Origin of the sequence: Saccharopolyspora endophytica, assembly GCF_018070075.1 — a bacterium.
GTDB lineage: Bacteria > Actinomycetota > Actinomycetes > Mycobacteriales > Pseudonocardiaceae > Saccharopolyspora > Saccharopolyspora endophytica.
Genome location: NZ_JAGPXE010000010.1, coordinates 78,737 through 103,092 on the forward strand (window position 1 = coordinate 78,737; position 24,356 = coordinate 103,092).

28 protein-coding genes and 1 pseudogene are annotated in these 24,356 nt (G+C 66.2%); 7 read left to right on the plus strand and 22 right to left on the minus strand.

What is annotated here, in order from left to right; all coding sequences use genetic code 11:
- Nucleotides 1-6: 6 nt before the first annotated feature.
- From KBO27_RS22300 to KBO27_RS33885, 7 genes are all read right to left on the minus strand, one after another.
- The gene (locus KBO27_RS22300) at nt 7-906 is read right to left on the minus strand and encodes a type II secretion system F family protein (protein WP_307870549.1); all 900 of its coding nucleotides are present in this window, start codon (nt 904-906) and stop codon (nt 7-9) included.
- Complete coding sequence (locus KBO27_RS22305) at nt 903-1,790, minus strand: type II secretion system F family protein (RefSeq protein WP_210971834.1); 888 nt, start codon at nt 1,788-1,790, stop codon at nt 903-905. The genes KBO27_RS22300 and KBO27_RS22305 overlap by 4 nt, the downstream gene beginning before the upstream one ends.
- The gene (locus tag KBO27_RS22310; RefSeq protein WP_246537798.1) at nt 1,787-3,145 is read right to left on the minus strand and encodes a TadA family conjugal transfer-associated ATPase; all 1,359 of its coding nucleotides are present in this window, start codon (nt 3,143-3,145) and stop codon (nt 1,787-1,789) included. The genes KBO27_RS22305 and KBO27_RS22310 overlap by 4 nt, the downstream gene beginning before the upstream one ends.
- Nucleotides 3,145-3,915 (minus strand): chromosome partitioning protein, encoded by a 771-nt coding sequence (locus KBO27_RS22315; protein ID WP_210971835.1) that lies wholly within the window; start codon nt 3,913-3,915, stop codon nt 3,145-3,147. The genes KBO27_RS22310 and KBO27_RS22315 overlap by 1 nt, the downstream gene beginning before the upstream one ends.
- Entirely contained in the window at nt 3,915-4,484 is a 570-nt protein-coding gene (locus KBO27_RS22320; RefSeq protein ID WP_307870550.1) for a hypothetical protein, read from the minus strand. Before KBO27_RS22320 ends, KBO27_RS22315 begins: the two co-directional genes overlap by 1 nt.
- 231 nt (nt 4,485-4,715) lie before the next feature.
- Nucleotides 4,716-5,744 carry a hypothetical protein gene (locus tag KBO27_RS22325; RefSeq protein ID WP_210971837.1) on the minus strand — a complete coding sequence of 343 codons (1,029 nt, stop codon included), beginning with the start codon at nt 5,742-5,744 and terminating at the stop codon, nt 4,716-4,718.
- Nucleotides 5,738-6,340: a hypothetical protein gene (locus KBO27_RS33885; RefSeq protein WP_246537799.1), complete on the minus strand. Its 603-nt coding sequence runs from the start codon at nt 6,338-6,340 to the stop codon at nt 5,738-5,740. Before KBO27_RS33885 ends, KBO27_RS22325 begins: the two co-directional genes overlap by 7 nt.
- A gap of 24 nt (nt 6,341-6,364) precedes the next feature.
- Here KBO27_RS33885 and KBO27_RS22335 point away from each other — a divergent pair, with 24 nt between their 5' ends.
- Nucleotides 6,365-7,024 carry a prepilin peptidase gene (locus KBO27_RS22335; protein WP_210971838.1) on the plus strand — a complete coding sequence of 220 codons (660 nt, stop codon included), beginning with the start codon at nt 6,365-6,367 and terminating at the stop codon, nt 7,022-7,024.
- Nucleotides 7,025-7,102: 78 nt separating this feature from the next.
- Here KBO27_RS22335 and KBO27_RS22340 read toward each other — a convergent pair whose 3' ends face one another.
- Nucleotides 7,103-8,080 carry a diguanylate cyclase gene (locus KBO27_RS22340; protein ID WP_210971839.1) on the minus strand — a complete coding sequence of 326 codons (978 nt, stop codon included), beginning with the start codon at nt 8,078-8,080 and terminating at the stop codon, nt 7,103-7,105.
- 515 nt (nt 8,081-8,595) lie between these two features.
- On the opposite strand from KBO27_RS22340, the gene KBO27_RS22345 reads away from it, so the two are divergent.
- The 6 genes from KBO27_RS22345 (at nt 8,596) to KBO27_RS22370 (ending at nt 13,303) form a co-directional block, all read left to right on the plus strand.
- Nucleotides 8,596-9,027 (plus strand): helix-turn-helix domain-containing protein, encoded by a 432-nt coding sequence (locus KBO27_RS22345; protein WP_210971840.1) that lies wholly within the window; start codon nt 8,596-8,598, stop codon nt 9,025-9,027.
- 60 nt (nt 9,028-9,087) lie between these two features.
- Nucleotides 9,088-9,615 (plus strand): M48 family metalloprotease, encoded by a 528-nt coding sequence (locus KBO27_RS22350; RefSeq protein WP_210971841.1) that lies wholly within the window; start codon nt 9,088-9,090, stop codon nt 9,613-9,615.
- Nucleotides 9,612-10,709, plus strand: coding sequence for an MAB_1171c family putative transporter (locus KBO27_RS22355; RefSeq protein ID WP_210971842.1), 1,098 nt, complete (start codon nt 9,612-9,614; stop codon nt 10,707-10,709). Before KBO27_RS22350 ends, KBO27_RS22355 begins: the two co-directional genes overlap by 4 nt.
- A gap of 26 nt (nt 10,710-10,735) precedes the next feature.
- A complete protein-coding gene (locus KBO27_RS22360; protein WP_210971843.1) occupies nt 10,736-11,920 on the plus strand; it encodes an amidohydrolase family protein in 1,185 nt (394 codons plus the stop codon).
- 186 nt (nt 11,921-12,106) lie between these two features.
- Nucleotides 12,107-12,703 (plus strand): helix-turn-helix domain-containing protein, encoded by a 597-nt coding sequence (locus KBO27_RS22365; RefSeq protein WP_210971844.1) that lies wholly within the window; start codon nt 12,107-12,109, stop codon nt 12,701-12,703.
- A gap of 81 nt (nt 12,704-12,784) precedes the next feature.
- Entirely contained in the window at nt 12,785-13,303 is a 519-nt protein-coding gene (locus KBO27_RS22370) for a GNAT family N-acetyltransferase (RefSeq protein ID WP_210971845.1), read from the plus strand.
- Between the two features lie 119 nt (nt 13,304-13,422).
- Here the strand turns inward: KBO27_RS22370 and KBO27_RS22375 are convergent, their stop codons facing one another.
- The 14 genes and pseudogenes from KBO27_RS22375 to KBO27_RS22435 all read right to left on the minus strand — a co-directional run bounded on the left by KBO27_RS22375 (nt 13,423) and on the right by KBO27_RS22435 (nt 24,355).
- Complete coding sequence (locus KBO27_RS22375; protein WP_246537800.1) at nt 13,423-14,145, minus strand: 7-carboxy-7-deazaguanine synthase QueE; 723 nt, start codon at nt 14,143-14,145, stop codon at nt 13,423-13,425.
- A gap of 106 nt (nt 14,146-14,251) precedes the next feature.
- Nucleotides 14,252-14,485, minus strand: a pseudogene (locus KBO27_RS34820) (6-carboxytetrahydropterin synthase); the annotation flags it as partial.
- Between the two features lie 6 nt (nt 14,486-14,491).
- Complete coding sequence (locus KBO27_RS22380; RefSeq protein ID WP_210971846.1) at nt 14,492-14,971, minus strand: hypothetical protein; 480 nt, start codon at nt 14,969-14,971, stop codon at nt 14,492-14,494.
- A 217-nt stretch (nt 14,972-15,188) separates the two neighbouring features.
- On the minus strand, nt 15,189-15,881 hold the full coding sequence (locus tag KBO27_RS22385; RefSeq protein WP_246537801.1) for a class I SAM-dependent methyltransferase: 693 nt from the start codon (nt 15,879-15,881) through the stop codon (nt 15,189-15,191).
- 22 nt (nt 15,882-15,903) lie between these two features.
- The gene (locus KBO27_RS22390; RefSeq protein WP_210971848.1) at nt 15,904-16,995 is read right to left on the minus strand and encodes a Gfo/Idh/MocA family protein; all 1,092 of its coding nucleotides are present in this window, start codon (nt 16,993-16,995) and stop codon (nt 15,904-15,906) included.
- Nucleotides 16,992-18,167, minus strand: coding sequence for a DegT/DnrJ/EryC1/StrS family aminotransferase (locus KBO27_RS22395; protein ID WP_210971849.1), 1,176 nt, complete (start codon nt 18,165-18,167; stop codon nt 16,992-16,994). The genes KBO27_RS22390 and KBO27_RS22395 overlap by 4 nt, the downstream gene beginning before the upstream one ends.
- 30 nt (nt 18,168-18,197) lie before the next feature.
- On the minus strand, nt 18,198-18,836 hold the full coding sequence (locus tag KBO27_RS22400) for a PIG-L deacetylase family protein (RefSeq protein ID WP_307870551.1): 639 nt from the start codon (nt 18,834-18,836) through the stop codon (nt 18,198-18,200).
- Nucleotides 18,830-19,660 (minus strand): 5'-3' exonuclease, encoded by an 831-nt coding sequence (locus KBO27_RS22405; RefSeq protein WP_246537802.1) that lies wholly within the window; start codon nt 19,658-19,660, stop codon nt 18,830-18,832. The genes KBO27_RS22400 and KBO27_RS22405 overlap by 7 nt, the downstream gene beginning before the upstream one ends.
- A gap of 20 nt (nt 19,661-19,680) precedes the next feature.
- Entirely contained in the window at nt 19,681-20,802 is a 1,122-nt protein-coding gene (locus KBO27_RS22410; RefSeq protein WP_210971851.1) for a glycosyltransferase family 4 protein, read from the minus strand.
- Complete coding sequence (locus KBO27_RS22415; RefSeq protein WP_210971852.1) at nt 20,799-21,377, minus strand: phosphoribosyltransferase; 579 nt, start codon at nt 21,375-21,377, stop codon at nt 20,799-20,801. Before KBO27_RS22415 ends, KBO27_RS22410 begins: the two co-directional genes overlap by 4 nt.
- The gene (locus tag KBO27_RS22420) at nt 21,374-22,348 is read right to left on the minus strand and encodes a radical SAM protein (RefSeq protein WP_210971853.1); all 975 of its coding nucleotides are present in this window, start codon (nt 22,346-22,348) and stop codon (nt 21,374-21,376) included. The genes KBO27_RS22415 and KBO27_RS22420 overlap by 4 nt, the downstream gene beginning before the upstream one ends.
- On the minus strand, nt 22,345-23,358 hold the full coding sequence (locus KBO27_RS22425) for a glycosyltransferase family 2 protein (protein ID WP_210971854.1): 1,014 nt from the start codon (nt 23,356-23,358) through the stop codon (nt 22,345-22,347). The genes KBO27_RS22420 and KBO27_RS22425 overlap by 4 nt, the downstream gene beginning before the upstream one ends.
- Nucleotides 23,355-23,810 carry a DUF6884 domain-containing protein gene (locus KBO27_RS22430; RefSeq protein ID WP_246537803.1) on the minus strand — a complete coding sequence of 152 codons (456 nt, stop codon included), beginning with the start codon at nt 23,808-23,810 and terminating at the stop codon, nt 23,355-23,357. The genes KBO27_RS22425 and KBO27_RS22430 overlap by 4 nt, the downstream gene beginning before the upstream one ends.
- Nucleotides 23,807-24,355: a formylglycine-generating enzyme family protein gene (locus tag KBO27_RS22435; protein WP_210971855.1), complete on the minus strand. Its 549-nt coding sequence runs from the start codon at nt 24,353-24,355 to the stop codon at nt 23,807-23,809. Before KBO27_RS22435 ends, KBO27_RS22430 begins: the two co-directional genes overlap by 4 nt.
- Nucleotide 24,356: the final 1 nt, after the last annotated feature.

Sequence of the window (24,356 nt, forward strand, 5' to 3'; positions counted from 1 at the left end):
CGTGATTCACAGGGAGCCGAGCACGGTGGCCACGGCGGGGTAGGCGATGAACAGCAAGAATCCGGCGAACAGGCAGATCACCGGCAGCGACATCCGCTCGGTGGCGGCTTGCGCCTCAGCTTCGGCTTCGGTGAGTTCGTGGGTGCGCATGGCAGCGGCCTTGGCCGCCAGGGAGGCGCGCACTTTCGCGCCTTCGGTCCCGGCCAGTGACACCGAGGACGACAGCTCGATCAGTTCGCGCACCTCCAGCTCCTCGCCGAGCTGCCGCAACGTCTCCCACGGCGTTGCCCGGGTCATGCGTGCTGTGGTCAGCGCACGCCGGATCCGGGCGAAGGCCCACCCTTGGCCGATCTCGGCGGCGTCGGTGAGCGCGCCGTCGACCCCGGCACCCCCTGCCAGAGACACCCGCACGAGGTTCAGGTACGCGCCGAGAGCATGGCGAAACGCGGTGCGCTTGCGCTGGGCATGGCGGCGCAGATCCAGGTCCGGAAGGACGAACCCGCCGATCCCACAGGCGAGACCTGCCACGGCGGGAACCTGCCAGGGCAGGGTCACGCCGATCGCCCACAGCAGCAGTGGGAGCAGACTGGGCAGCAGCACACCCAAGACAGCGAGCACACCCTTTTCCGCCAAGAGCGCTTCGGGTGCCCGTCCGAGCACGAGCAGATCACGCTGCTGGCGGGCGCTGGGCAGGCCCAGTGCGGCCAAGGGTCGCACCGCGGGGCGACCCCACCGGGCAGCCCACCCACCCGTTTCGGTGTCGGTGATCGTGGGCCTGCGCGGTTGCGGTGCGCGGCTGGCTGCCAAAGCGCTGGCCAGAGACGGCGCCGGAGGCAGCAGCCACACCACCAGCGCCCACACACCGAGGCCGAATCCGGCGGCCAGAACAACGATGGTGGTGATCACGAGGGAACCTCCGTGCGTGCCCCAGCAGCAGTGGGGCGGGTGAGGAAACGTTCGGGCTCCTGCATGCGGGCGATGCGAGCCAGCCAGGCGAACGCCACGGCGAACAGCGCCCCGACGGCCAGGAGCATGGTCTGCCCGAAAACGCCGTCGTAGGGGGCGAGGTAACCGCGGTTGAGGAGGACGAGACCGGCCGCAAACACCAGCGTGGTCGCCACGATGACGCGCACGCTGGTGCGGGTGCGCGCGCGGCCGGCTTCGACCCGCAGCCGCATGGACACCTGTTCGCGGGCCTCGATCGCCAGCTCACCGAGCAGATCCGCGAGCTGGCGGGCCTGGCGCTGACACGCCAGCACCAACGCGGAGACCACCAGATCACCCGTGGGGTCCGACAGGTCGAAAGCCAGTCCCTCCAGCGCGTCCGGGAGCGTGCCCCGCTCAATGCGCATCGCCAGCTCGCGGACGTCGTCGCGGATCGCCGCCGGCGCGGTCTCGACCGTGGCTTGGATCGCTTGTTCCAAACCTGCTGCCGCAGAAAGGGTGTCGCGCACCATCTCGGTCCAGGCCGCGATCGCTTCGATCCGGGCGAGGCGGTGGGCCTGCTCGGTGTCCCGTCCCAGCACCTGCGGCAGCGACCACACGGCCGCGGCGGTGAGCACGCCCCCGATCACCCAGCCCGTGACAAGGACACTCAGCACGCCGGCGGCCAGGCTGATCACCGGGCGTCGCGCCGAGGCCCCATCCCGGAGGTGACGAACGCGTTCTCGCCATCGCGACGGCGTGGTGGTCGAGGCGGGGATGTGCCCGCGGAGACCGCCGATGAGCAGCAGTGCTCCGAGGGCCATGCCGAGCCCGCACAACGCGGCCAATAGAGCAGAGGTGGTCATGGCCGCCACCACCCTTCGCCGCGCTCCAGCACGCTCGCGTCGAAGTCGGCCTCGGCGAGTCGCTCCACCGTTTCGGTGCGCAGCGGCACTCCGGGGACCGCGCGGCCGGTCGGATCGGGGCGGTAGACCTCGTTGGAGATGATTTGTGTGTCGTCGGCGTCGACGACTTCGCGGATCGAGGAGACCACCCGGGTCTTGTCGTCGCGGGCTTCGGCCAGGTGCACCACGAAATGCAACGCGGAGGCCACCAGCAGATTGGTCGCCTCCAACCCGAGCCGTTCGGGGCTTTGGGCGGCGTAGGTGGCCAGTTTGGTGAACGCCCCGCGGGAGGTGGAGGCGTGCAGGGTGGCCATCGAGCCGTCGTTGCCTTGGGACATCGCGTTGGCCATGGGCACGAGTTCGGCGCCGCGGACCTCGCCGACGATGACCCGGTCCGGGGACATGCGCAGTGCCCACCGCACCAGCTCGGCCTGCGAGATCGCGCCTTCGCCCTCGACGTTGGCTTCGCGGGCCTGCATCGCGATCACATCCGGGTGGGCCGGGTCGCGGTCCAGGCCGAGTTCGAAGTTGTCCTCGATGGTGATCAGCCGCTCAGCTGGCGGAATCGCCGAGGCCAACCCCCTTAGCATCGTCGTTTTCCCGATCGCGGTGCCGCCGACGACGAGCACGTTGAACCGGGCGCGCACCATCGCGGCCAGCAGCGCTTCCAGCCCGGCATCGATCGTGCCCAGCGAGCGGAGCTGGGCGAGGGTGACCTGTTGGAACCGGTGCCGGCGGATGGACACCGAGGGCCTGCCGGTCACGGCCATGACCGCGAACATCCGCGACCCGTCCGGCAGCTCCACGTTCACCCCGGGCGAGCCGCGGTCAAACCGGCGCTCCTCCACTCCGGACCGTGCCGCAAGCGAGCGCACCAGGCCGATCAGTTCCTCGTCGGAGTCGGCGACCGGCGGCAGCTGGGCCCGTCGCCCGTCGGCGTAGCGCACGAAGACGCGATCGGCGCCGTTGACGTTGATGTTTTCGACCTCAGGGTTGGCCAGCAGCGGCTGCAGGCCGCCCATGCCGAATACCTCGTCCAACACCGAGGCGACCACGTGGCGTTCGACCTCGTCGGGAACCAGCCCGGCCCCGCTCGGGCGGGTCAGCTCTTCGTGGGCGTAGGCGTCTGCGGCCTCAGCAGCCAGTTGTTCGGCCAGACTGCGCCGGGCTTGCTGGTCTGGTGCGGGGTGCCCGGCTTGTTCGTCGTGCCGGATGCGTTCGGCCAGACCTTCCGAGACCGCACTGCGCACCCGGGCCCGCAATGCCGAAGCGGCGGGGTGGGTTTCGTGCACCGTGTCGTGCTCTGCGCTGGTCATCACAACACCTGCCCGTTGGTCGTGGCCCGCACCGCGGCCTCGGCGTCACCGGTGCGGTGGGCCTGGATGTGGTCGATCACCGTGCGGGCAAGCCGGGCACAGGCATGCCCCAGCGCGGAGCGATCCGGTGTGCGGCCCCGCGGGTGCCCCGACAGCATCGACGCGCCCGAACGGTCGTGGGGGAGCCTGGCCATGACCGGAACACCCAGCTCTCGTTCCGTGTCCCGGTTGCTGTAGCCCTCGCCGATGAGCACCAACCCCGGCGTGCGCGCCCAGGTCGCCATCGGCTTGAGCAGCGATGCCAGATGCGAGAGCTCGTCGGCGAGAGGTCGCGCCATGACCATCAGCGCATCGGCGCCGCGCACCAGCGGCAACGCAGGCGAGGACGGCTCCAACCGTCCCGCATCCACCAACACCGTCGAGTCCGGTGCACCGGCGGCAGCCTGCAACACCTCACGGCCACGCGATCCCAGAGCTGACAGTGCTGCTCGTGCCTGTTCGGCAGAGACCGGGCCCACCACGACCGGCAGCCCCCGGGTCAACCGCTGGACGTGGTCGGCTACCACGTCGGCCGCGGTCTGGCGTCGGGCTGCCGCGGCCAGCGACACCAACCCCGGCGAGGTCGGCAGGCAGAACCGGGCACTGAGATCACCGCCAGACGGATCGGCCTCCAGCACGCTCGCCTCGCCGACAGGCCACCGCGCGGCCATCGCCAACGCCGCGGTCGTCACGCCAGGCGAGCCCTTCACCGAGCACAGTCCGATCAACATCACTGACCCCCTCCTGCCGCGACCGCGACCAGCGACAATTCGCCGGGTGGCACCGAGGCGACCTGCCGCGCACTAGCGGCGGGCAACTGCAGCGACACCACCGTCGATTGATCACTGCCCGCACCCTCAACACCGACCACCACCGCCGGCCACGGACCACCAGAGACCCCGCCCTGCGAGGACGAACCGCTGCCCTGCGAGCCAGGAGAGACGATCACCGACACTGCGGTCCCGCGTGACAGCTGCGGCGGTATTTGCCCGGGTTTGGCCGCCACCGCCACAATCGCCTGTCCCGCCGCAGGCACCTGCGGGCGCCCGAGAACAGAACGAGTCAGAAACGTGCCCGCGGGCAGCGCATACGCCATCGGGCGACCCAGCACGCTGGAGGACTGGCTCGCCAAAACGAGATCGGCCCCAGAATCCGCGGACACGGTGACCTCCCGCAGGTCCGACGGAGCCAGGACCTGGCCGACCTGCACCGGATGCGCCAGGCTCAGCACCGGTTCCCGTTTGCCCACCTGCAGCACCGTGATCACCGACCCCGCCACACAGATCACGACCAGCAACACACCGAGCACCAGGTAAGGCACACGCCGCCGGGGGCCGTGGGCCAGGCGGGAGGTTTCCCCGGGTCTGCGTCCGGCCCAGGATCGCGACGGGCTCTGTGTCTCGGAGGACGTCGCAGTAGAAGTAGCCATAAGGCGTCTCCAAACAAGGCGGTACCTGCACCCCAATTCCGCAGAACGGGGCGAAAATACGTAGTTTCGAAGTTTGAGTTGTCTATAGTGGATGATCTGTTGCTAATTGGGTGCGTGGTTCAACGCTTGTGACTCGGCCACCTCGAACGACGCGGTAGACGTGGTCATGAGGTCCGGCAGCGTCCCGCCTCCGGTGGGGCCGGACCAGGTGACCGTCCACGTCACCGTTGCCTCGATCGGATACGCGTGGCTCTGATGGGCTTCGGAACTCTGCCGGTAGGTGTGGCCACAGTCCGGCGAGGTGGCGCGGGGATCGGTGTCCGGCGGAAACGGTGTTCCCGGACCTGGACAGCTCACCGTCGAGCCATCACCCATCGACCACCGCACCGAGCTCGGGGAGGCGGTCGCCGTCACCGAGACACCCGGCACCGAGGCCATGGCGGTCTGGGGCTGCCACTGCCCGCGATCCAGCCACAGCCACGTCGGCAACTGAACCAGCTGCGTTTCGGCAGGAGATGCCTGGATCTGCGGAGAGGGCAACCGCAACTGGCTGTATGCCTGTTGCGCGAGCTGTTCCGGGGACGGACCCGGCTGCTGACCATCCGGGATCCACACCGGGGGCCGGTAGAGCCCATCAGCCCACCCTGCACCGGAGCACTGAAACACGTACCACTGTCCCGACGGTCGCGGCTGCTGCTGCGCCGGTCGTGGTGAAGCCGGGGCGATGCGGGAGCGGTGCACGGCTGGCCTGACGGTGACCGCACCGCCGCCCGAGTCCTCGAAGGAGATGGGAGTCGTGCCCTGGCTCGGTGGTTGGTAATCGCTGGGAACGTAGTGGCAGTCGGCCAGCGGAGGCCGATCCCCAGCGATCACGTCGCCTTGCGGAGGTTTCGGAGGCGAGTCCTGCGAAGATTCGCCACCGTCGTCCTCGGATCCGCTGCCGGAACCAGGCAGGTGCGGCTTCGACGGGGCACTGGGTTCACCGCCGCTGCCGGCGCCGAGCTGGCAGCCGGCGTAGTCGGTCTGGCCACACTCGACATTGCCCCATCCGTCACCGGCCAGCGCCGTTCCCGCACCCGCGAGCAGGCAGGCGGAGACCGCCGTGGTGACCAGGGTGGTCCTGCCTAACATGTCCCCACCCCCTGCACCGAAAACCGGGACACCCGCCAGCTGCCATCAGGCTGCGTGACCACCTCGGCAGTGATGGATCGACGTCCACCGCCGGTCTCGTCAGCCAGCTGATCAGTACCGCTCCGGTACTTGAGCCAATTCGCTGAATCTCCGCAGTCGGCAAGCATCACGGTGCGCGGATCACCGGGCGGCTCGACTGAGGACACCGTCGGGTGATTCGCCGGCCGCCCGCGCGTCACGAGCTTGTTGACATGGTCGGCATACAAGCTGCGGCTCAGCGTGGTCAGCGCATCCCCCGTCGCATACTCGGCCAGCTCCGGGGACCGCCAATCCGAGGTTTCCGCGGCCCGTGCCATGGCCTGCCACATCTGCAGGTAGACCTCCCGTGCTCGGGCAGCTTTGAGATCGGCGGGCGATGAGGTCGTGGCCGGGGGAGACACGACCTCATCAGTCGCAGGAGCAGGTGCATCCGCTGCTTGCTCGCAACCCACCATCAGCGGGAGAAGAACGACCGTGGCGACGGAGGCAATGCCGACCCCACGAGGTATCCGGCGGCCTCGCCAGCTTGCTGCAGTTGCAGGCGACACCAGCACCATCGACGCTCGATCACGTCCAGAGCCATGGTCGATGAGGGGGACATCGTGCTCGACGCCGCGCTGGCGACACTGCTGTGGGCAGGCTTCAGTGTGCTCATCAGCTTGGCCGGAATGCCGCCAACGCAGCAGCGCATTCGCCGAGGACGGGTCACCGGTCAGTTCGCGATCGCCCTCGTCGTGCTCTGGTTGCTGGTCTGGAGACTCCACAACCCAGTCAACATCACCGTGGCTGTGGCCTTCGCTGTCGCAGCGGTCCCCCTGGCTTGGGAAGACGCCCTCACCCAGCGGTTGCCCAACCGCCTGATCGCGATCCTGGCCGCGCTGGTCGGCAGCGCTGTTGTGGCAGGTGCACTGCTGACCGCTGATCTGGAGCCGTTGGTGCGAGCCGGCGTGGGTGCGGCAGGATGCCTGGTGTTCTTCGCGCTGATCTACGTACTGGCCCCCAGCGGCTTCGGTGGCGGGGACGTCAAACTGGCCGCGCCGTGGGCAGCCGTACTTGCCTGGTTCAGCTGGCCAGCGTTGTTCAGCGGATTGTTGGTGGCCTGGCTCGCCGCGGCACTGATCCATCTCGGACTGCGCACGGTCAACCGACCGCTCTCGACCGTGCCGTTGGGGCCGTGCCTCATCGGGGCGAACATTGTCGTACTGCTGATCGCCGGCGACGACGGTGTCATGACCGGCTGATCCACGGTGTGGCATGAGACCTCCAAGATTCGGGAGATGACCTGAGGGAATTGCTGGAGTGTGGTGAGCAGGTCGTGTTCAGCCGGCCTGTACCAAGTGGCGTTCGGCACGCTCTGAGGGGTGCACACGCTGCTGGCTCGACAACGGGCCAACGGCAGCCGCCAGCTCGTGGGCCAAGGGACTGAGTTCGTAGCACGCCGCGCGCCCTGCCCCGGTGCACTGGATCAGGCCACTGCGGTCGAGGCGACGAAGCGTGCGAACCAGGGTGCTCGCCGGTATGCGGTGATCACGCCCGCGCACACCGTCCGAAGTGGAGGCGTTGCGAAGGCGGTCGAGGAGCTCGTCGTAGCAGTGCGGTCCTGACCACAGCGCCATGAGCACATCCGGCGTCCAACGCCCGCGCATCACGCGACAGACCTCGACCAGCTGTTTCTCTCGCCCCTCTGGCGCGACGGAGTGCGACCGTGCCGCAGGGACCCGAAGCGACCTAGTGGGAGCAGCCGCGGCCTGGTTGGCGACACACACCCGGTCTCGCCCAGCGCGCTTGGCCTGCTGCAAGGCACCGTCAGCCGACGAGATCAGACTAGAGAGATCCCATCCGTCGGTAGGGCCACGTACTGCCACCCCCACCGAAACCGTCATTCCTGCCAACGTCGCAGACTCACCTGACGTCGAGGTCACGGCCGTCACCATGGCCCGTACCCCGGAGCGGATCGTCTCCGCAACCTGTACCGCGTGATCGCTGCCGGTCGGTAGCAGCACAAGGAACTCGTCACCGCCGTAGCTGCCGTACCGGCCTACGAGCGCGTCCTCGTCGACAGCGTGACGAACGATCTGAGCCGTCCTGACCAGGGCGTGGTCGCCCGCTTGATGCCCCCACACATCGTTGATCTGCTTGAACCGGTCGAGGTCGATCAGCAACAGCGCGGCCTGACGAGCCTCTCGCAGCAGCTCCGGAGCTTTCGACTCCCACCCCCACCGGTCGGCCAGGCCGGTGAGTTTGTCCAACGCACGATGCTGGCACAGTGGGCAGGGTTTCAGACCTTCAATGACCATGACGTCCTCCTGACGGCGTGTGTGAACCACCTGGTTGTTCGAGACGGGTAACTCCCAACGGGTTTCGTTCCTATAGGGAGCAAAACCGGTTCTTCGCTGCTGGTATGTCCACTGTGGGACCAGGAGGGCGTGGAAGGCCAGAGTTGACAGGTTGACAATCCGTGTCAACAAATGATCGTTTCGCTCGGAAAGCGAGCTCCGGATAGTGGATGTCGAGCAACGCTTTCCTGGACTAGAAAGTTCCGTATCTCCCGTGGTCACATTTCGCATGTCGCCCCCCGACGGAAATTGATATTGGAAGTGCGCTGGGGTGCCCGAGTGGGGCAGAAGGGTCATCGCGGATCTTGTTTCCCCAGATCAGCGGTATGGAGCCGCCTCAAGTCCGTTATAGTGGACTCGCTGGCTCGAATGTAAACATCGGCAGAATCGTCGTCAACTAGAACAGACTGACGATTGCGCAAGGACCGCGGCGTTCCGTTATGGTGGACCTGCTACTGCTCGGAGGAGGTGTGATCATGGAGGCCGAGGGCGGCGAATCGCGGCAGGAGACGTTTGCGATCAAATTGCGTCGCCTCTTCGATAGCGTTCGATCCGAATCCGGCGACACATACACGCCTCGGGAAGTCGCCGAGGCGCTGACGCAGCGGGGGCGCAAGATCTCCCGCGCGTACCTATACCAGCTGCTCAAGGGGGAAAGCGAGCCTGGGTACGCGGTTGTTGAAGGGCTCGCTGAGTTCTTCGGTGTGCCGCTGGACTACTTCTCCAACACCCCACGAGGCGAGGAACTCAATGCCCAGTACGAGCTCCTGGCAAAGCTGGGGGACAGCAACGTACGGGAACTGGCGTTCCGAGCTAAGAACCTGACGCCGGAGGGCTTGCGGAACGTGCTGCGGTACATGGAGTTCGAAGAACACCGCACCAAGGATGAGGAACACACGTCCGAGTGAATCGCTAGCGCACGTGTGTTGGCTGCCGTCATGGTTGGTCCAACGATCGGAGGTGAGGACATGTTCACTCCGAAAAGGAGGGAACGGAGGCTTCGTCGGCAGCTACGCGCGGAGCTATCGGCTCTGGACATCAGCCATCCGATCGACATGGCGGAGGTGTGTCAGAGGCTCGGCGCCCACCGTGGCCTGACAATCCGGCTCCTTGCTCTTCCCCTCGAAGTCCCTGGCCCCTTTGGGTTGTGGCTGCGGACCAGCAGTGCTGACTACATCCTCTATCAGCGGGAAACGACAGTGCTGCATCAGCAGCACATCATCGCGCACGAGCTGGGACATCTACTCGCAGGACACAGCTCCGACGACGGCGACGACGCGGTGTGGGCAGAACTACTGCCGGATGTCCCGCCGGATCTCCTTCGCCGGGCACTTCGCCGGACGCACTACGACACCGATCAGGAACGCGACGCTGAAACGGTCGCGACTCTCCTACTCGAACGCGCTGCGGTCGTCAGTGCGGTCACCAGTCCGGGAGGATCGCCGCGCGCACGCCGAGCGCAGCACTCCCTCGGCGATCGGCAGGACTGGCTATGAGCCCCGTGACCGTTGCCCTGTTGCTGGCGTTGGGATGGTTTACCTACCGGCTGCTACGAGAACCCAGCGACCTTGCTTTGCGCGCCGTCGTTGCCTGGATCTTGCTCCGCGTGTTCGGAACGCTAATTGGGCTCAGCGACATCTTCTCGGAAAGCTTGAGCAAACTGATCTACAACCTCGCGCTCAACGGCTCGTGGTTCTTCCTGATGTTGTTCTTCCTGTTCTCGGCAGTCGGACAGGGGGCGGTACGCAAAGCCTGGGGTGAGGCCGTCCTACTTGCAGGCACATCGGTCGTGATGACTGTGGCCATGCTGGCGACACCTGCACCGGTACGAGAAACCGTCTTTTCGCAGACAGGGCGGCTACCGGCAGACATGACCGCGCACGGCGTAGCCGTCTTCTACCTCGCCGGCTCGCTCTACTTCGCATATGCCGCAAGTCGAACGGCGTACTGGGCCATCCAATACGCAGCAGAGTCAACACCACGGGCCCGGTGGGGATTCCGCGTTGCAGCAGCGGGATTCTCGTGCTTGGCCGTAGCCGCGGCGATCCGAGGGATCTTCGTTGTGATCCGCTGGGCGGGCGGCGGCATACCGACTCCGCTCGAAACCGCTGTGAACTTGCTGGTTCCCTTGGGGATCCTGACCTTCGTTCTCGGTGTCTGCTTCGTCGGGCTTGCTGCCCGTTGGGCAGCCGCCCGACTCTGGCTACGACGGCGCCGACAGTTCCATGCCCTCCGGCCACTGTGGCAGTGCCTTCACGCTGCCTTTCCGAACGACGAACTCGAAGCGAGCAGGCGCAACGACCGCGACGAAATCGTTCCGCTGCGCTTGCATCGTCGCTTCTGGCGCCGCGTAGTCGAAATTCGCGACGGGATGGTCCAGCTCAGCCCACATCTAGCTGACGCCGGATACGACACTGAGCGTCCCGCACACGAGCAGGCCGAGACAGTCAAGTACGCCATTCAACGTCAACTTGCAGGTGAAACTCCGAGTACGAGGTCAGCGATCCTCGTGGCGGCACCTACCGGTACCAGCACAAGCGAGGTCGACGGGGAGGTTGACGAACTCCTGGCGCTGGCCCGCGCACTCTGAACCAGACCCCTGACGGAGGCTCTTACGTGCAGCGATTGATCACTGCGGACACCATTCTCACTGGACGAGCAGGTCAAACCGTGCCCAAAGGTGCAGTACTCGTCGACGACGACCGGATCGTGGCCATCGGGCACCGCGACGACGTCAGCCGACAAGCCTCCAACGAGGCCGTCTTGCACGAATACGCTGGGCACACCGTGCTTCCAGGGTTGATCAATTGTCACGTGCACCTCGCCCTAGACGCCAGCAGCGAGCCGCTGCAGCACTACCTCGACTCCGACGACACCGACCTTCTGCTAACCATGGCCGGCAGAGCCCAGGCAGCCGCGCGAAGCGGCGTCACGACATTGCGCGACCTCGGCGACCGCAACGGTCTCGTCTTCCACCTGCGCAACGCCATCGAACACGGCGCCCTCGCCGGTCCCCGCATCCTCGCCGCCGGCGCCCCTCTTACGCCACCGAACGGGCATTGCCACTTCTTCGGAGGCGAGGTCGACGGCGAGGACGACATCCGAGCACGTATCCGTGACTCCGCCGACCGCGGCGCAGACCTGATCAAGATCATGGCATCGGGCGGACAGATCACGCCGACATCGCCGCCGATGTGGGCCTCGCAGTTCACCGGAGAACAACTTCACCTCGCGGTCTCGGAAGCCAGAAGCGCAGGGTTGCCGGTCGCCGCCCACGCACACGGAACCGAAGCCATCGCTGAGGCAGTCGATGCCGGCGTCAGCACCGTCGAGCACTGCACGTGGATGACTGGCGGCGGTGGGTACGAAACCCGTGACGACGTCGCCAAGACCATGGCAGAACGCGGAATCCACGCGTGCCTCGCCTGGCCACCGCACTGGCGCGCCTTCCTCGACCGGCTCGGCCCAGACCGAGCCAAACAGATTGTCAGTCGCATCCGCTGGATGCGCGACCTCGGTGTACCCATGATCCCCGGCACAGACGCGGGCCTACGCGGGTCGACCTTCACCGGCTACGCCGAAGCGCTCGGACTCTACGAGTACCTCGGGTTCTCCCGAGACGAGATCATCGAAATGGCCACAACGACAGCTGCAGAGGCGCTCGGTCTGCGCAACGTAGGCAGCCTCACCCCCGGTTACAGCGCTGACATCATCGCAGTCGAGGGCGACCCACGTACAGATCTCGCGTCGTTGAGCAAGCCACGACTCGTCATGGCACGTGGACAACTCGTAGTCGACTAGCCGTGGGTATTGTTAGGAACCCTGCCCGCGCGCCCGGTGACCCGACAGCGACTCGTGATGGGCAGTGTGCTCCGTCGGGTGATGTGCGACAGGTGTCCGTCAGCTGATCTGCGACACCTAGACATACTCAGCTGACCGTGCCGAACAGCTGTCCACGTGTCTCATATTTGGGATATTGTCCCGACCATGAGAACGATCGGGAGGGTGCCGACCGAGGACAGCAGCTCTGAGGAGCTCGATGCGCGACTGGCGTCTCGGCTTGTGCACCTCCGCACGGAGCAAGGTTGGTCGCTGGAGGAGTTGGCTCAGCGCACAGGCGTCAGCCGCTCGACGTTGTCGCGGTTGGAACGGGTAGAGATCAGCCCGACTGCAGCGATGCTGAGCAAGCTGTGCACGGCCTATCAGCGGACCGTGTCGCAGCTACTTGCCGAAGTGGAGCCACAGGCGCCACAGCTTGTACGCGCCGGGCGACAAGCGGTGTGGCAGGACGAGACTGCCGGATTCGCACGTAAGTCAGTGTCTCCGCCCCACCCTGGCCTACGCGGCGAAGTCGTCGAAGCCGTCCTGCATCCGGACGCCGACATCTCCTACGAAGGATCGCCCGTGCCAGGTCTGGAGCATCACATCTGGGTACTGGAGGGCGCATTGGAAGTCACCGTCGACGGCAAGGCGCATGAAGTCCAGGTCGGCGATTGCCTGCGCGTCCAGTTGTGGGGTGCTTCCCGCTTCCGCTGCCTTGGGCCTAACCCGGTCCGTTACGCCCTTCTGATTGTCCTGCCCTGAGTAGCTCGCCCCCGAGGACGCCGCCGCCGACCTCAAATCCCCAACCCGAGTGCCGTACCGAGGAAAACAGGAGCGAGTCCCATGCAGTACCACCACCGCCTCGCGACTCGCGAGGATCTTCCAGCGATCGTCGACATCTACAACTCGGCGGTCCTGGCCAGGTCGAGCACATGCGATCTGGAACCGGTCACAGTCGACTCCCGACAGGAGTGGTTCGACCGAGCAACCACGGAACGCCATCCGATCTGGGTGGGCTACGAGCCCCACTCCCCGGAAACGGTGACTGGGTACCTGTCCTTCGAGCCGTTTCTCAACGGGCGCCCCGGATACGACGTGACCTCTGATCTTGCGATCTATCTCCATCCCGCCCACCGCGGCCGAGGACAGGGCCGAGACCTACTTCGCGATGCGATCACCTACGCGCCACAGCTTGGGGTGCGGACGCTCGCCACCACGATCTTCGCCAACAACGAGGCCAGCCTTCGACTCTTCAGATCTCACGGCTTCCAGGAATGGGGACGGCTGCCAGGCGTCGCCGACCTGGACGGGACGATCCACGACATCGTCTTCGTGGGACGGCCAGTAAGCAGTACGGCGTGATAATTACCGGCCCGCTTGCGTGACGCAGATCAGCTGGCGGACAACTGTCGCACGTCAACCGACGGAGCACACTCGTGATGGGGAGGAGTACCCTCGATCGGGCTGAGCCCGGGAACTGATCATCGGCCGCGCTGGTCTCCCCACAGGAGTATGTGCAGTCGGCCGGACAGGTTCCAATTCCGTTTGATCACTTCTTCTGCAAGCCAGGACATCCGGCCCAGGACTACTTCGGGCGTCGTCCCTTCGGGCATGATCCACACGGGTTCAAGGCCGAATTCAGCGGCATGGAGCGATATTTCGTCCAGATCTTCTGCGCTCGACACGGTGAATTTGAAGACGGCCTTTTGGGAAGAAGCGAAGTTGCGTAGAGCATCGGGGTTGATCCGGTGTACGCGCGTTGCATCGCTTCCCGCGAAGGTCGCGGTTTTCGGCGACACGTTGAACTGGCTGACATATTCGATGATGTCAGGATCCGGAGCGATTGTCCCGTTGGTCTCGATCTCAATCCGGCGCCCTGCGATTGCTAAAGACCGAACAAGAGGCCGGAGCGCATCCTGCTGGAGCAACGGCTCGCCGCCGGTGATGACGACTAACTCGGTCTTGTAGCTCATAGCCCAACGGTGTAGGGCGTCCGCTGTGATTTTCCTGGCTTCCAGGCGTGGGTTGAAACGCGACCAGTCCCAGGTATACGGGGTGTCGCACGCGGGGCAGGACAGGTTGCAGCGTGAGAGCCTGATGAACAGGGCTGGCTTCCCGGCAGATGACCCTTCCCCTTGCAGCGTGGGGCCGAAATGCTCTGCCACGAGCAGCGGGCGGGTGATCGCGTCGTTCATCGCCGTCATAGCCGTGGCACCTCGTACTCGGCCCAACTGGTGGCGCTCTCGTATACGCGTACCATTCGGCGATGTGGCGTGCCAAGTTCTCGCTGGTCGGTTCGACGTCGAGGACCTTGTTCAGGTGTTGGTGATCGAGCGTGGCGTCGAGGTAGTGGCGGAGCGGACGCAGCTCGCCGAAGTCCGTGACGAACCCCGGTGGATCCAAGTTCGCCGCTGAGAGTACGACTTCCACGGTGTAGGTGTGCCCATGGAGGCGGGAGCACTTGTGCTCGGGTGGCAGGCTCGGTAGGCAATGCGCAGCGTCGAAGGAGAAGCTCTTACCGATCCGGTAGCTCACAAGTTTCACCCCGGTTCACTTGGGAATTTTGGTTGTGTTGGCGAGGAGAGAAGCCCCGAGGCGTATCTGTCGTGCTCGGGCGGCCAACTCAGATGGAGGGCGGATGGTCACCGGCGACTGCCGTGCGGCTGGAACGTGCAGTGCGGCTGGTGCAGGCGCGCGGCTTGTCGGCGCTTCGGGATGGTCAGGGTGAGGCAGGTCGAGCAGTGCGCGAAGTGACTTCTCAGCGTCGCCTGCGTAGAGCCAGACCATCACCTCGGCTTCGAAGATGTCGCGAACCTCGGTGGCAGGTACCCGGGCGCTGATGACGTCGTCGATATCCCGTATGACGAAGAGGTCAACGAAAGTCCCCCAGTGATAGGTGCCGACGATCAGGGTCGGCTGACGAGGTCCATTGCAGTAGCGCAAGGTGAAACCATCCCGCGCGACGGCGGTGAGCAGTGCATCGACCTCTGTGGCGAATGGCGTAGTTGCTGGCTGGTGGTTGGCGTTCATAACGTGGCGGCACCGGTTCAGCGGTTGGCTTTGACGGGGACTGGCTGCGGCGAGGTGTCGGGGTGGGGGAAACCGGCCGGGTGCACCTCGCCGCAACCAAGTGGAGTCAACCGGTCCGCGACCTTGCTAACCAGAGCAGAATTGCTGCACGAATGCTGCACCAATGCGGAACGCGTTGAGCTGACCTGCGCGGAAGCAGTGGCCACGTCCACGGGATTCACCTGATTGGAGTGGGCGTGGCGTGAGTATGTAGCTGTCGCTGGTAGTGCGAGCGCCACACAGTGAGGACGTTGGGCGGTTGTGTGCCCAGGCGAATGAGGTCGCCATACTTGCTGAGGTCGGCAAGGACGCGTTGGTGGTTCAAGACCGGGTGTAGGTCAGCTCTGCCGTGGCGATGGTCCGGGTCGTGGGGTGCGAGGTTGAGGAAGACGTAGTCCGCTGTGGTGAACAGCAGCTCGATCAGGTCCGCCGGGTCTTCAGCGTGTCCGAGAACGTCGACGGCGTAGGCGAGCTGATGTCGTCGGCCGGGGAGCTGGTCAAGTGCGTGGATGCGGTGGGCTTCGTTGAGATCGCGATTCAGCCGCCAGCGTGCGTAGTCCAGGCTTGGGTTGTCGAGGTCGTAGCCGTGCACGTCGAGATCGGCTTGCAGTAGGGCTTGGGTGTCCAGTGCGATTCCGCATCCGACGTCGGCGATATCGGTGATGCTGTGTTCGCGTGCGAATTCCAGTAGGAAGGTGAAGAACGGGTCTTTGACTCGCATGTAGTGGAAGTGGGTCAAGTCGTAGAGGTAGCCCACGCTCTGTTTGTAGAAGGCATCCCCGAGGCGTGCCCACTCGGTGTCGAGGAACGTCCGCAACGTGGTGAAGTGCGTGAGTTCGGGGCGAAAGTCCGCGCCGAGGTAGGTGGCCAACCGTTGCCAGGCTGTGGAGATGTCAGCGTAGGCTCGCACCCCGCTCCTCTCGTAGCAGTCGTAGTTCGGCGGGATGTCCGCTCGTGCGCGCGAACTCGATGGCTTCGATGATCTCGACGACGTGGTGGGCGCGGTGGCCGCTGCGACAGTCAGAGGCGTTGTTGCAGACGGAGTCGACGAGGTCCAGTACGCCGAGTCCGCGGCCGGTGGGGCCGGCCGCGTCATCCTGCGGGAGTTCCTGCCAGTTCTGTTCTCCGCGGCGGCGGTAGTGCACGGGGCCGTCGTGGAAGTTGGGGTCTGGTAGCACGAGCGAGCCGTGGGTGCCGTAGATCTCCAAATGCGGGCGTGCGGTGGCCGCGACGTCGAAGCTCGTGGTCAGCGTGATGAGGGCTTGGCTGCGGGTGCGCAGGAGCGTGACTACGTGGGTCGGGGCATCGGCTCGGAAGGTGTTGCCGGCGTGGGGGCCGGTTCGGATGGTGCGTTCGCTGCGGGTCGAGGTCGTGGTGGCTTCGACGTAGTCGATGGGACCGAGCAGGTAGGTCAGCATGGCCAGGTAGTACGGGCCCATGTCTCCAAGCGGGCCGGCGCCGGAGGCGTAGAACGGTTGTGGCGCCGGGTGCCACCTTTCGGGTCCCGGTGCCAGTAGTGCTGCATCGGCAGCAAGGGGAGTGCCGATGACGTCGGTGGCCAGCGCTTGGCTTGCTGCGCGCGCGGGTGGGGCGAGCACTGTGTCGGGCGCGGCGTCCACGAGCAGTCCTTTATTGGATGCGGTGCGAAGCAGTAGCTCGGAGTCGGCGGCGGTGAGGCTGAGCGGCTTTTCGACATAGACGTGGGCGCCGGCGTCGAGCGCGCGGCAGGCGAGGTCGACGTGGGTTGCCGGCGGGGTGAGGATGACGGCGACGTCGATGGTGTTTGTAGCGAGGATGTCGTTGGGGTCGCCGGCGTTGGGAATGCCGTGCCGCTCAGCGAACGTTTCTGCGGCGCGGCGATCGATGTCCGCGCACGCGGTGATCGTGAGGTCGGCGGTGTGCTGGAGCGTGGAGAGGTATTCCTGTGCGACCTGGCCGCATCCGATGATCGCGCAGCGCAGGGGCGGCTGATGGCGGCTGGTCATGCGGTCTCGCATTCGTCTTCGGTCAGACGCAGGGCGGAGGTGATCAGATCGAGGAACGCCGGATGGTGGGACTCGTCGAGCACGGGGATTTGGATGTCGAGGTAGCAGGCCGGGTCGACGATGTGACCGATGGACGTGGTCGGCGTGCTCGGCCAGTTCTGGGCCAGGTGCGGGTCACCTGGCCCTGGCCACCAGTGGCGAATGCCCGACCGGAACAGCTGGTCGGCGACGTGGTGGGAGTGGCGAGGCGTGGGGAGCCAGACGCCGACGAGCGATCCGTTCGATGCGTCGGCGCCGAGGTCCGGCGACTGCTCGACCGAGGTGGGGAGAATGCTGCGTGTTATCGCCACGTCCTCGATCCGGTCGATCAGCGCATCCTGGAGTGGGCGCAGGACTTGCAGCAGGTCATCGAGGTAGTTGAGCTGGGGCAGGGCGCTCGCTGCGGTGATCTCGCTCATTCGGACGTTGCCTCGGCCTTGGGCCGTGTCGGGGAGCGCGAGGCGGGTGTTGCCGCCGACGGCCCGCATTGCGTGCAGTAGGTGGCTGTCGTCGGTGGCGATGACCCCGCCTTCCCCGGTGGCAACGAGTTTGTGGGTTTCGGTCGAGAACACCGCTGCCAGACCGTGATGCCCGACTGGCTGCTGGTTGAGGGCGGTGCCCCAGGCTTGGGCGCAGTCCTCGATGAGCGTGATGCCGCGCTGGGTGAGTTCATCGGCGATGCGTTGGGTGTCCGGGGCCGGACGGCCTCGGACGTGCGCAAGGATCACCGCGGTGGTGCATTCATGGAGCAGGGGTTCGATCTGTTCCCAGTGCGGGGTGAGGTCGTTGGTTGCGGGGGCGATGATCGGTGTTCGGCCGCTGCGGAGGACGGCGGTGGGGACCGAGATCCAGCAGACCTCGGGGATGACGACCCGTTCATTCTGTTCGCGCTGGGGAAGGCACTCCAGGAGGAGTTCGAGGGCTGCCGTGGCAGAAGCGGTAGCGACCGCGCCCTGGCGGCCGAGGTGCCCGGCGACGTGCTGCTCGAACTCGCGGACCTGGTCTCCGGCGATCGCGCTGAGCGTTCCGGAGGAAACCACCCTCGTGATGCGTTCCAGCTGGTCGGTGGTGGTCAAGGTGCTGTATTGGTAGACGGCTTCGTCGAGGACGCGCGTCTGCCCGGTGATATCCATAGTGATGTCCCCAGGAATGGCTGTGGTGAGTCAGAGCGTGGCGGCTGCTGGGATTCGGCCGAGAACGGGCAGCGGAGCGAAGTTCTCGCCATACCGTGTGCCGATGCGGCTGCCCCACAGACGGCCCAGAGTTTCGGCCATGGGGCCGAAATGCTCGGCGATGGGCTGTGAGGCATGCGCGGCGAGCGCCCGCATCTTGATGTCCCAGGTGTCGGTGACGTCGATGATGCGGTGCGCGGCGACCGGACCGTCAACGGTGAGCCCGTTGTAGGTATCGCCGGTGTAGACCCTGCGTGGGAAGCCGGTCGCGAGCACGATCTCGGGCAGGGCCGCGGTCAGCGTGGCCGCCAGGTGCCGGTGATCGGGATGTACGTCCTCTAGCGGATGCGTGATGACGATCTCGGGACGAGTCACGTCGAGCAAGTCGTGCAGCGTGTTCGCATTGACGGTCGGGTACGGCTGGTACGCGGCCCCCAGCACGTGTGCGGCTGCAGCAGCTTCCGCGTTGCGCGTGGCATCGGCGTGTTCGGGCACCGCGATGGTCACGGCAGCGCCTGCCTGAGCGAGATGAGCGAGCGTTCCGCCGGCCCACAGCTCGGCGTCGTCAGGGTGGGCCATGACCGTGAGCACCGACGCCGGGCGGGTTGCGGGGTTTGAGTCGATCACCACAGCTCCAGCTTCTCGATCACTTCGGCTGGCTTGGGCAACTCAGCGCTGGCGTCACCGGTCGGTTCTAGCGGCAGAGGCAGGTCGGTGCGCATGCGGATGAGGTCACGCCAGGCCAAGACCTGCTGCCACTGCTGCTCGACGAGCTTCCCCTTGGCACCGGCACCGGCGAGCCGACCGGAGGCCGGCAGGTCATCAAGGCTGAGCCCTCCGTCGAGAAGACGGGCAGCGGTGGCCGCGCCGATGCCGCGGACGCCGGGAATGTTGTCGGCGGGATCGCCTTTCAGCGCGCAGAAGGATGGCCATTGCGCTGGACCGACGCCGTAGCGGGCGGCCACGTCGTCGGGGCCGATGTGCCTCTTGCCGGGGTGCATCGCCGTGTTGAGCACTCGGACCTGCTCATTGAGCAGCTGGTAGTAGTCGCGGTCGGTGGAGAAGATCCATGCGGGTCGGTCACGCGTGTGTGTGATGAGGGTGGCGATGACGTCGTCGGCTTCGGCGGTCTCGATCTCGATCCACGGGATGCCGTAGAGGTGGAGTCCACGCTGGACTACCGGGATCGCTTCCAGGGCCTTGCGCGCACCGTCGTCGAGCTCCCTGTTTGCCTTGTAGTCGGCATCGGAGTCCTGGCGTTCGACCGAGCCGTGCTCACCATCGAAGACCACGATCACCTCGGGGGCCGCCGGCAGCTCGTCGCGGATCGCGACCCGTAGCAGGGCGAAGAAGCCGAAGGGGGCGGTGAGGTCACGGGTTTTGTCCCGCGAGCGGATCTCCGCGGGAAACCCGAAGGCTGCTCTCCAGAGCAGGTTGTGGCCGTCGACCAGCAACAAGGGGACTTGAGCAGGCATCACCGCACCGCCTTTACAAACAACTCGGCGACTGTGGTGGGCTGGAAGTCCCTCGTCCGGTAGTACGCAGCCCTGGACAGGTGCCGGTAGCGTACCGGATCACCCAGCAGGTCCTCGGCAGCCTTCCACAGCGCGTGTTCACCACCTGCCCGCGGGACGACCACGCCGCCCGCTTCGGGGCCTTTACCAATCAGGGAGGGCAGGTGGTCGATGTCGAAGCAGACCACGGGGGTGCCCACCGACATGGCTTCCAGCGCGACGAGCCCGAAGGACTCTCGCCGGGAGGGCACGATCACCACGGCCGCCTCGGCAAGCCAGGCGGGCACCTGCGCCCAGCTGATACCGCCTGATCGCAGGTACACCCAGGGGCTGTGCGCTGCGGCGTGCTTGCACCGGGACCACTCGTCGCCTTGGGCGCCGGATACGGTCTCGAACCCGGCATCGGCGACCACAACCTCAGCCGGACGTTCGAGCGACCGCGCCTCATTGACCAGAGCTGGGATGTTCTTCTCTGCCCCGAGACGGCCCAGTACTCGGATCGGACCTCGTCTGCGCAGCGCCTCCCGAGCAGCCTCGTCCGGGCATGGATGCTCGTGCAGCAGGCCGTTGGGGATCACCCACCAGCCATCGGTGTCATAGTCCCGCTCGCGGGCTTGGTCGAGCACCGTGCTCGATGGGGCGATCACGTGCTCGACGCTGGCTAACGCGACGGCTAGGTCCTCGTCGTGCCCGATGACGTGTGTGGCGAGGACCGAGCGCGCTCGATGCTGGACAGCCACCCGCCCCAGGCCCCACAGGGCGTCCACGTACACCGCGATGTCGACGCCGTGCGCATCGAACGTGGCGGTGATCTCTCGGTGCAGCCGGTCGCCTGCCCCGTGAATGGCTCGGCGCAGCGTGTCGTCGTCGCATGGGAACGAGGCGGCGAGGGTGTTGAGCTGGATGACGTCGGGGTCGAGTTCCGGCTGCTCGGCGGCGGTGAGGACCATCGCGTGATGGCCGAGCTGCCGCAGACCCTGCGCCAAGGCCGCGGTGGCGCGTTCCATGCCTGCCGGTGCATTGGGCGTGTAAGACGCAAGCAGGAACGCCACGGTCAACGGAGGGTCGTATGCTTCAGTCACGTGATCACCTGCTTCGGAAGTGGGAGCGGCGTGGTCGAGTGACCTGCGGGAACGTCCTCCCACGGGAATACGACCCAGTCGGCGACGTCCCAGCAGTAGAGGTCGGGCGGAGTCGATGCGCCGCGGTTGCGGCACAGGGCACAGGTGAGGAAACGGGTGTTGGGCTCGGCCCAGGGCCGGAGGGCATCGAGGACGGCGGTGAAGGTGGCGCCGGTGCCGCAGATGTCGTCGACCACCAGCACGGTTCCTGTGAGCCGATCGAGCTGCCAGGAGTCGAGGTCGCAGGTCACGGTTCCGGTTGCCGGGCTGTACGGCGCGTCGGTGGCGTTGTGGCTGGCGCGGATGATGTGCGTCTGCACGTCCAGGCGCGCGGCGATGCGGTGGGCAGGAGTGGTCCCGCCGTGCGCAATACCGATCACCGCGCTGACCGTGTCCATCCCGGCGCTGGTGGTGAGTTGACCAGCTGCGGTGGCCAGCAGGTCGCACGCCTGCAGCATCACGGAGTTGTGCAGCTGCCACAGGCGGTGGCGCTCGAAGACGCGATCTGGAGCGGTCGAGGTGGTGCTCATGCTCATGCCGAACCATCCATCCCGGTCAGCGCCAAGTCGGAGGGGTTGGTCAAGGCGCGCAGGGTGGTGATGCGGTCGGCAGTCGGGTCGTTGCGCCACACGCGCCCGTCGGCTCGGACGACGGTGAAGCCCCCTGCGTCGTCGCGGGTTCGCAGCCGGACAGTGACGGCGTCGGGGATGTCGAGGTCGGCGACGGTGGCGGCGGCTTCCTCATCGGTGAGTTGTTCGGCTCCTGCCAGCGTGGTGCCCTCGCCGATCGGAAGCATCTGCAGGAAGGTCACCCCTTGTGCCCCCAGGCTCGCAGCGAGGTCGACCATGCGTTGCGCACTGCCGCGAGTGGAGGCCATCAGGACGACCTGCAGCTGTGTGGGGATGCCGTGGGCAACAGCGGCTCGGATGCCGGCGACAGCACGGTGAAAACTGTCCGCTCCGCGCCAGCGGTCATGGGAATCTGCCTCGGGACCGTCCAGGCTGACCCGTACGGCGTCGACCTGTCCGGCCAATGCTTCGGCACGCCGCTGCAGATGCCAGCCGTTGGTGGTCACGCTCACCACACACCCGGCGCTGGTCAGCGTTGCCGCGAGGTCGCCGAGGTCACGTAGCAGCAGCGGCTCCCCTCCGGAGAGATCCACGGCCAAGACGCCGGACTCGCCGAGCAGGGCGGCGATCCGCTGACGATCCTTTCGGGCGAGTTCGCGGACCGTCTTGTCGTCCAGGCAGTGAGGGCAGGCAAGGTTGCAGCGAACCAGCGGGGACCAGCACACGCTGACTGGAACATCACGGTCCAACTCGCCGGGGTGGATAGTGGGCCAGCGCGCCCCCGAACTCCCGGGCAGTCGGGCTCGCCCGAGGGTGATCAAGTCTTCGGTGCGGTGTGTCAGCCCGGTCAACGGGTCATGGACGTAGCGGGTGTGGCCGCAGACACCGGTGGCGAAGACCCGATGCGTCGTGGCCATGGTGTGCTGAAGCGTTGTCATCGCAAAACCTCGCAGGAGTGCAACAGGGAATTCATCGAGGCGGTGAACGCGGCGCTCCGTCCGGAACGCGCTGGCTCCGCAAGCAGGGCGCGATAGCGGGCCAGGGTGGCGTGCCAGGTGCTGAGCTTGTGCTGCCATTGCTCGGCGGCGTCCGGCGGATCGAAATGGAACCCGACCGCTTGGCGCAACGGGATCACCAGGTGCCCGGCGGCGATGAGACTGGCGCCAAGATGGGTGTCCTCCATGCCCCAGCCGATGCGCCCGAACTCTGGGTCGAAGCCGCCGACGTCCAGGACTGCGGTGCGGGGCACGGCCAGCAGAGCAGTGACGACCATGCGGGGCAGGTCCCAGTCGTAGTACATCCGACCGTGCCCCAAATCGCGAAAGTCGCGGGTGTGCTCCAGCGGCCGGCCGTCGATGGGTTCTCGCAGCGTGATGCCGCTGTAGAGCAAAGGGGTGTTCACCGGTGGCTGCCAGGTGACCCGGTGATCCGCAGCAAGCTCCGGGCCGGCGTCCGGAGCAACGCCGTACCGCAGGTTGTGGCGGAATCCGATGAGAACGGCGTGGTCGGTGGCCCGCGCCCCAAGGTCGGCCACCGTCCCGGCCGGCAGGAGCATGTCGGCATCGACGTAGACCACGGTTTCGCCTTGGGCAAGGTAGGTGCCCAGATTGCGGGCGGTAGCCGCACCGCAACGGGTGGGAAGCCGTAGTCCTGTGGTGACGGCCGGATGCGTGGCGATGACCTTCGCGGTTGCGTCGGTTGAGGCGTCGTCAACGACGATCACCTCGAAGCGACGCCCGTACGTTTGCGCCTGCAGCGCGTCGAGAACCTTCGGCAGGCAGTAAGCAACGTTGCGCGCGGGAAGGACCACCGACAGGCGCCGACCGCCCACCCAACTGGAGGGAACGGGGCGATGCCAGGCGACTCCGGTGGCCTGTTCGAACTCCTGTGTGTGCCTCGTGTGATCGTTTCCGCGGTGGCGCAAGGCTTTGTGGAGCGACGAGGTCATGTCCACCCCCAGGTATCGAGGACAGCTGCGGCCCCATGCAAATCCCGTGGGGCAGCGATCCAGGACAGGCGGATTGCGTCGAGGCGCTGCACCACGGGCTCCAGGGCGAAGAGGTAGAGGGGTTCGACCAGTGCCAACACGTGGGTTACGCCAGCCAACTCATCGTCGAGCTGTGGAGCTACGCGCTGGCGCAGGGCGTACGCGTCGGCCAGGTTGGTCAGGCGGCGGTCGTAGTTGACGACGTGTGAGTCGGCGTGGAGCAAGCCGTAGAACGCCGAGATGATCCGAATCCGCTGGCGGAATCGGGTGTCGTCTCCGAGGCGATCCCGAAGTCCGGGTATGCACCCGCCCTCGTAGAGATCCAGGGCGGGTATCGGTTCCGTTGTCGGCTTCTTTCGCCGTGAGCAGCCCGCGATGATCAAGCCGCGTTCGACGGGAACGGGTGGGGTCATCGTTCGCGGACCACCCTGAACCCGATGCCGGACGAACGGAGTTCGGCCGGGGCGGAGTTGAGGAACGTGCACCGCGCGTACAAGGGCGGCGAGGCGTAGGAGCCACCGCGGATCACGAATCCGTCGCCCATCGTGGAGCTGGCGGTCCACTCCCAGACGTTGCCTGCCACGTCGAGCATCCCGTCGGGTGTTGCCCCGTCGGGATGGGCGGTCACATCGGTTGCATCCCCATGCCCTGAGCCCTGGAGGTTGGCCAATCCGGGACTCCAGGGCGCGTTGCCCCATGGCCACACCCGTCGGTTGGCGCCGGAAGCCATCCACTCCCACTCCACCGATCGGGGAAGCCTTCCTCCGAGCTGGCACGCGATGTGAGAAGCCGTGGCCTGGTCAATATCGGTGACCGGGCGTTGCTGGTGCCGGTCGTCGCCCAGCTGTTCTTGGGTGATCGGCGTGCGTGTCCACACCAGCGTGGGCACCGTGACGGGGCGTGCTTGATCTCCGAACAAGCAGGTGCCGCCCGGGATTTCGATCCAGTCGAAACTCATC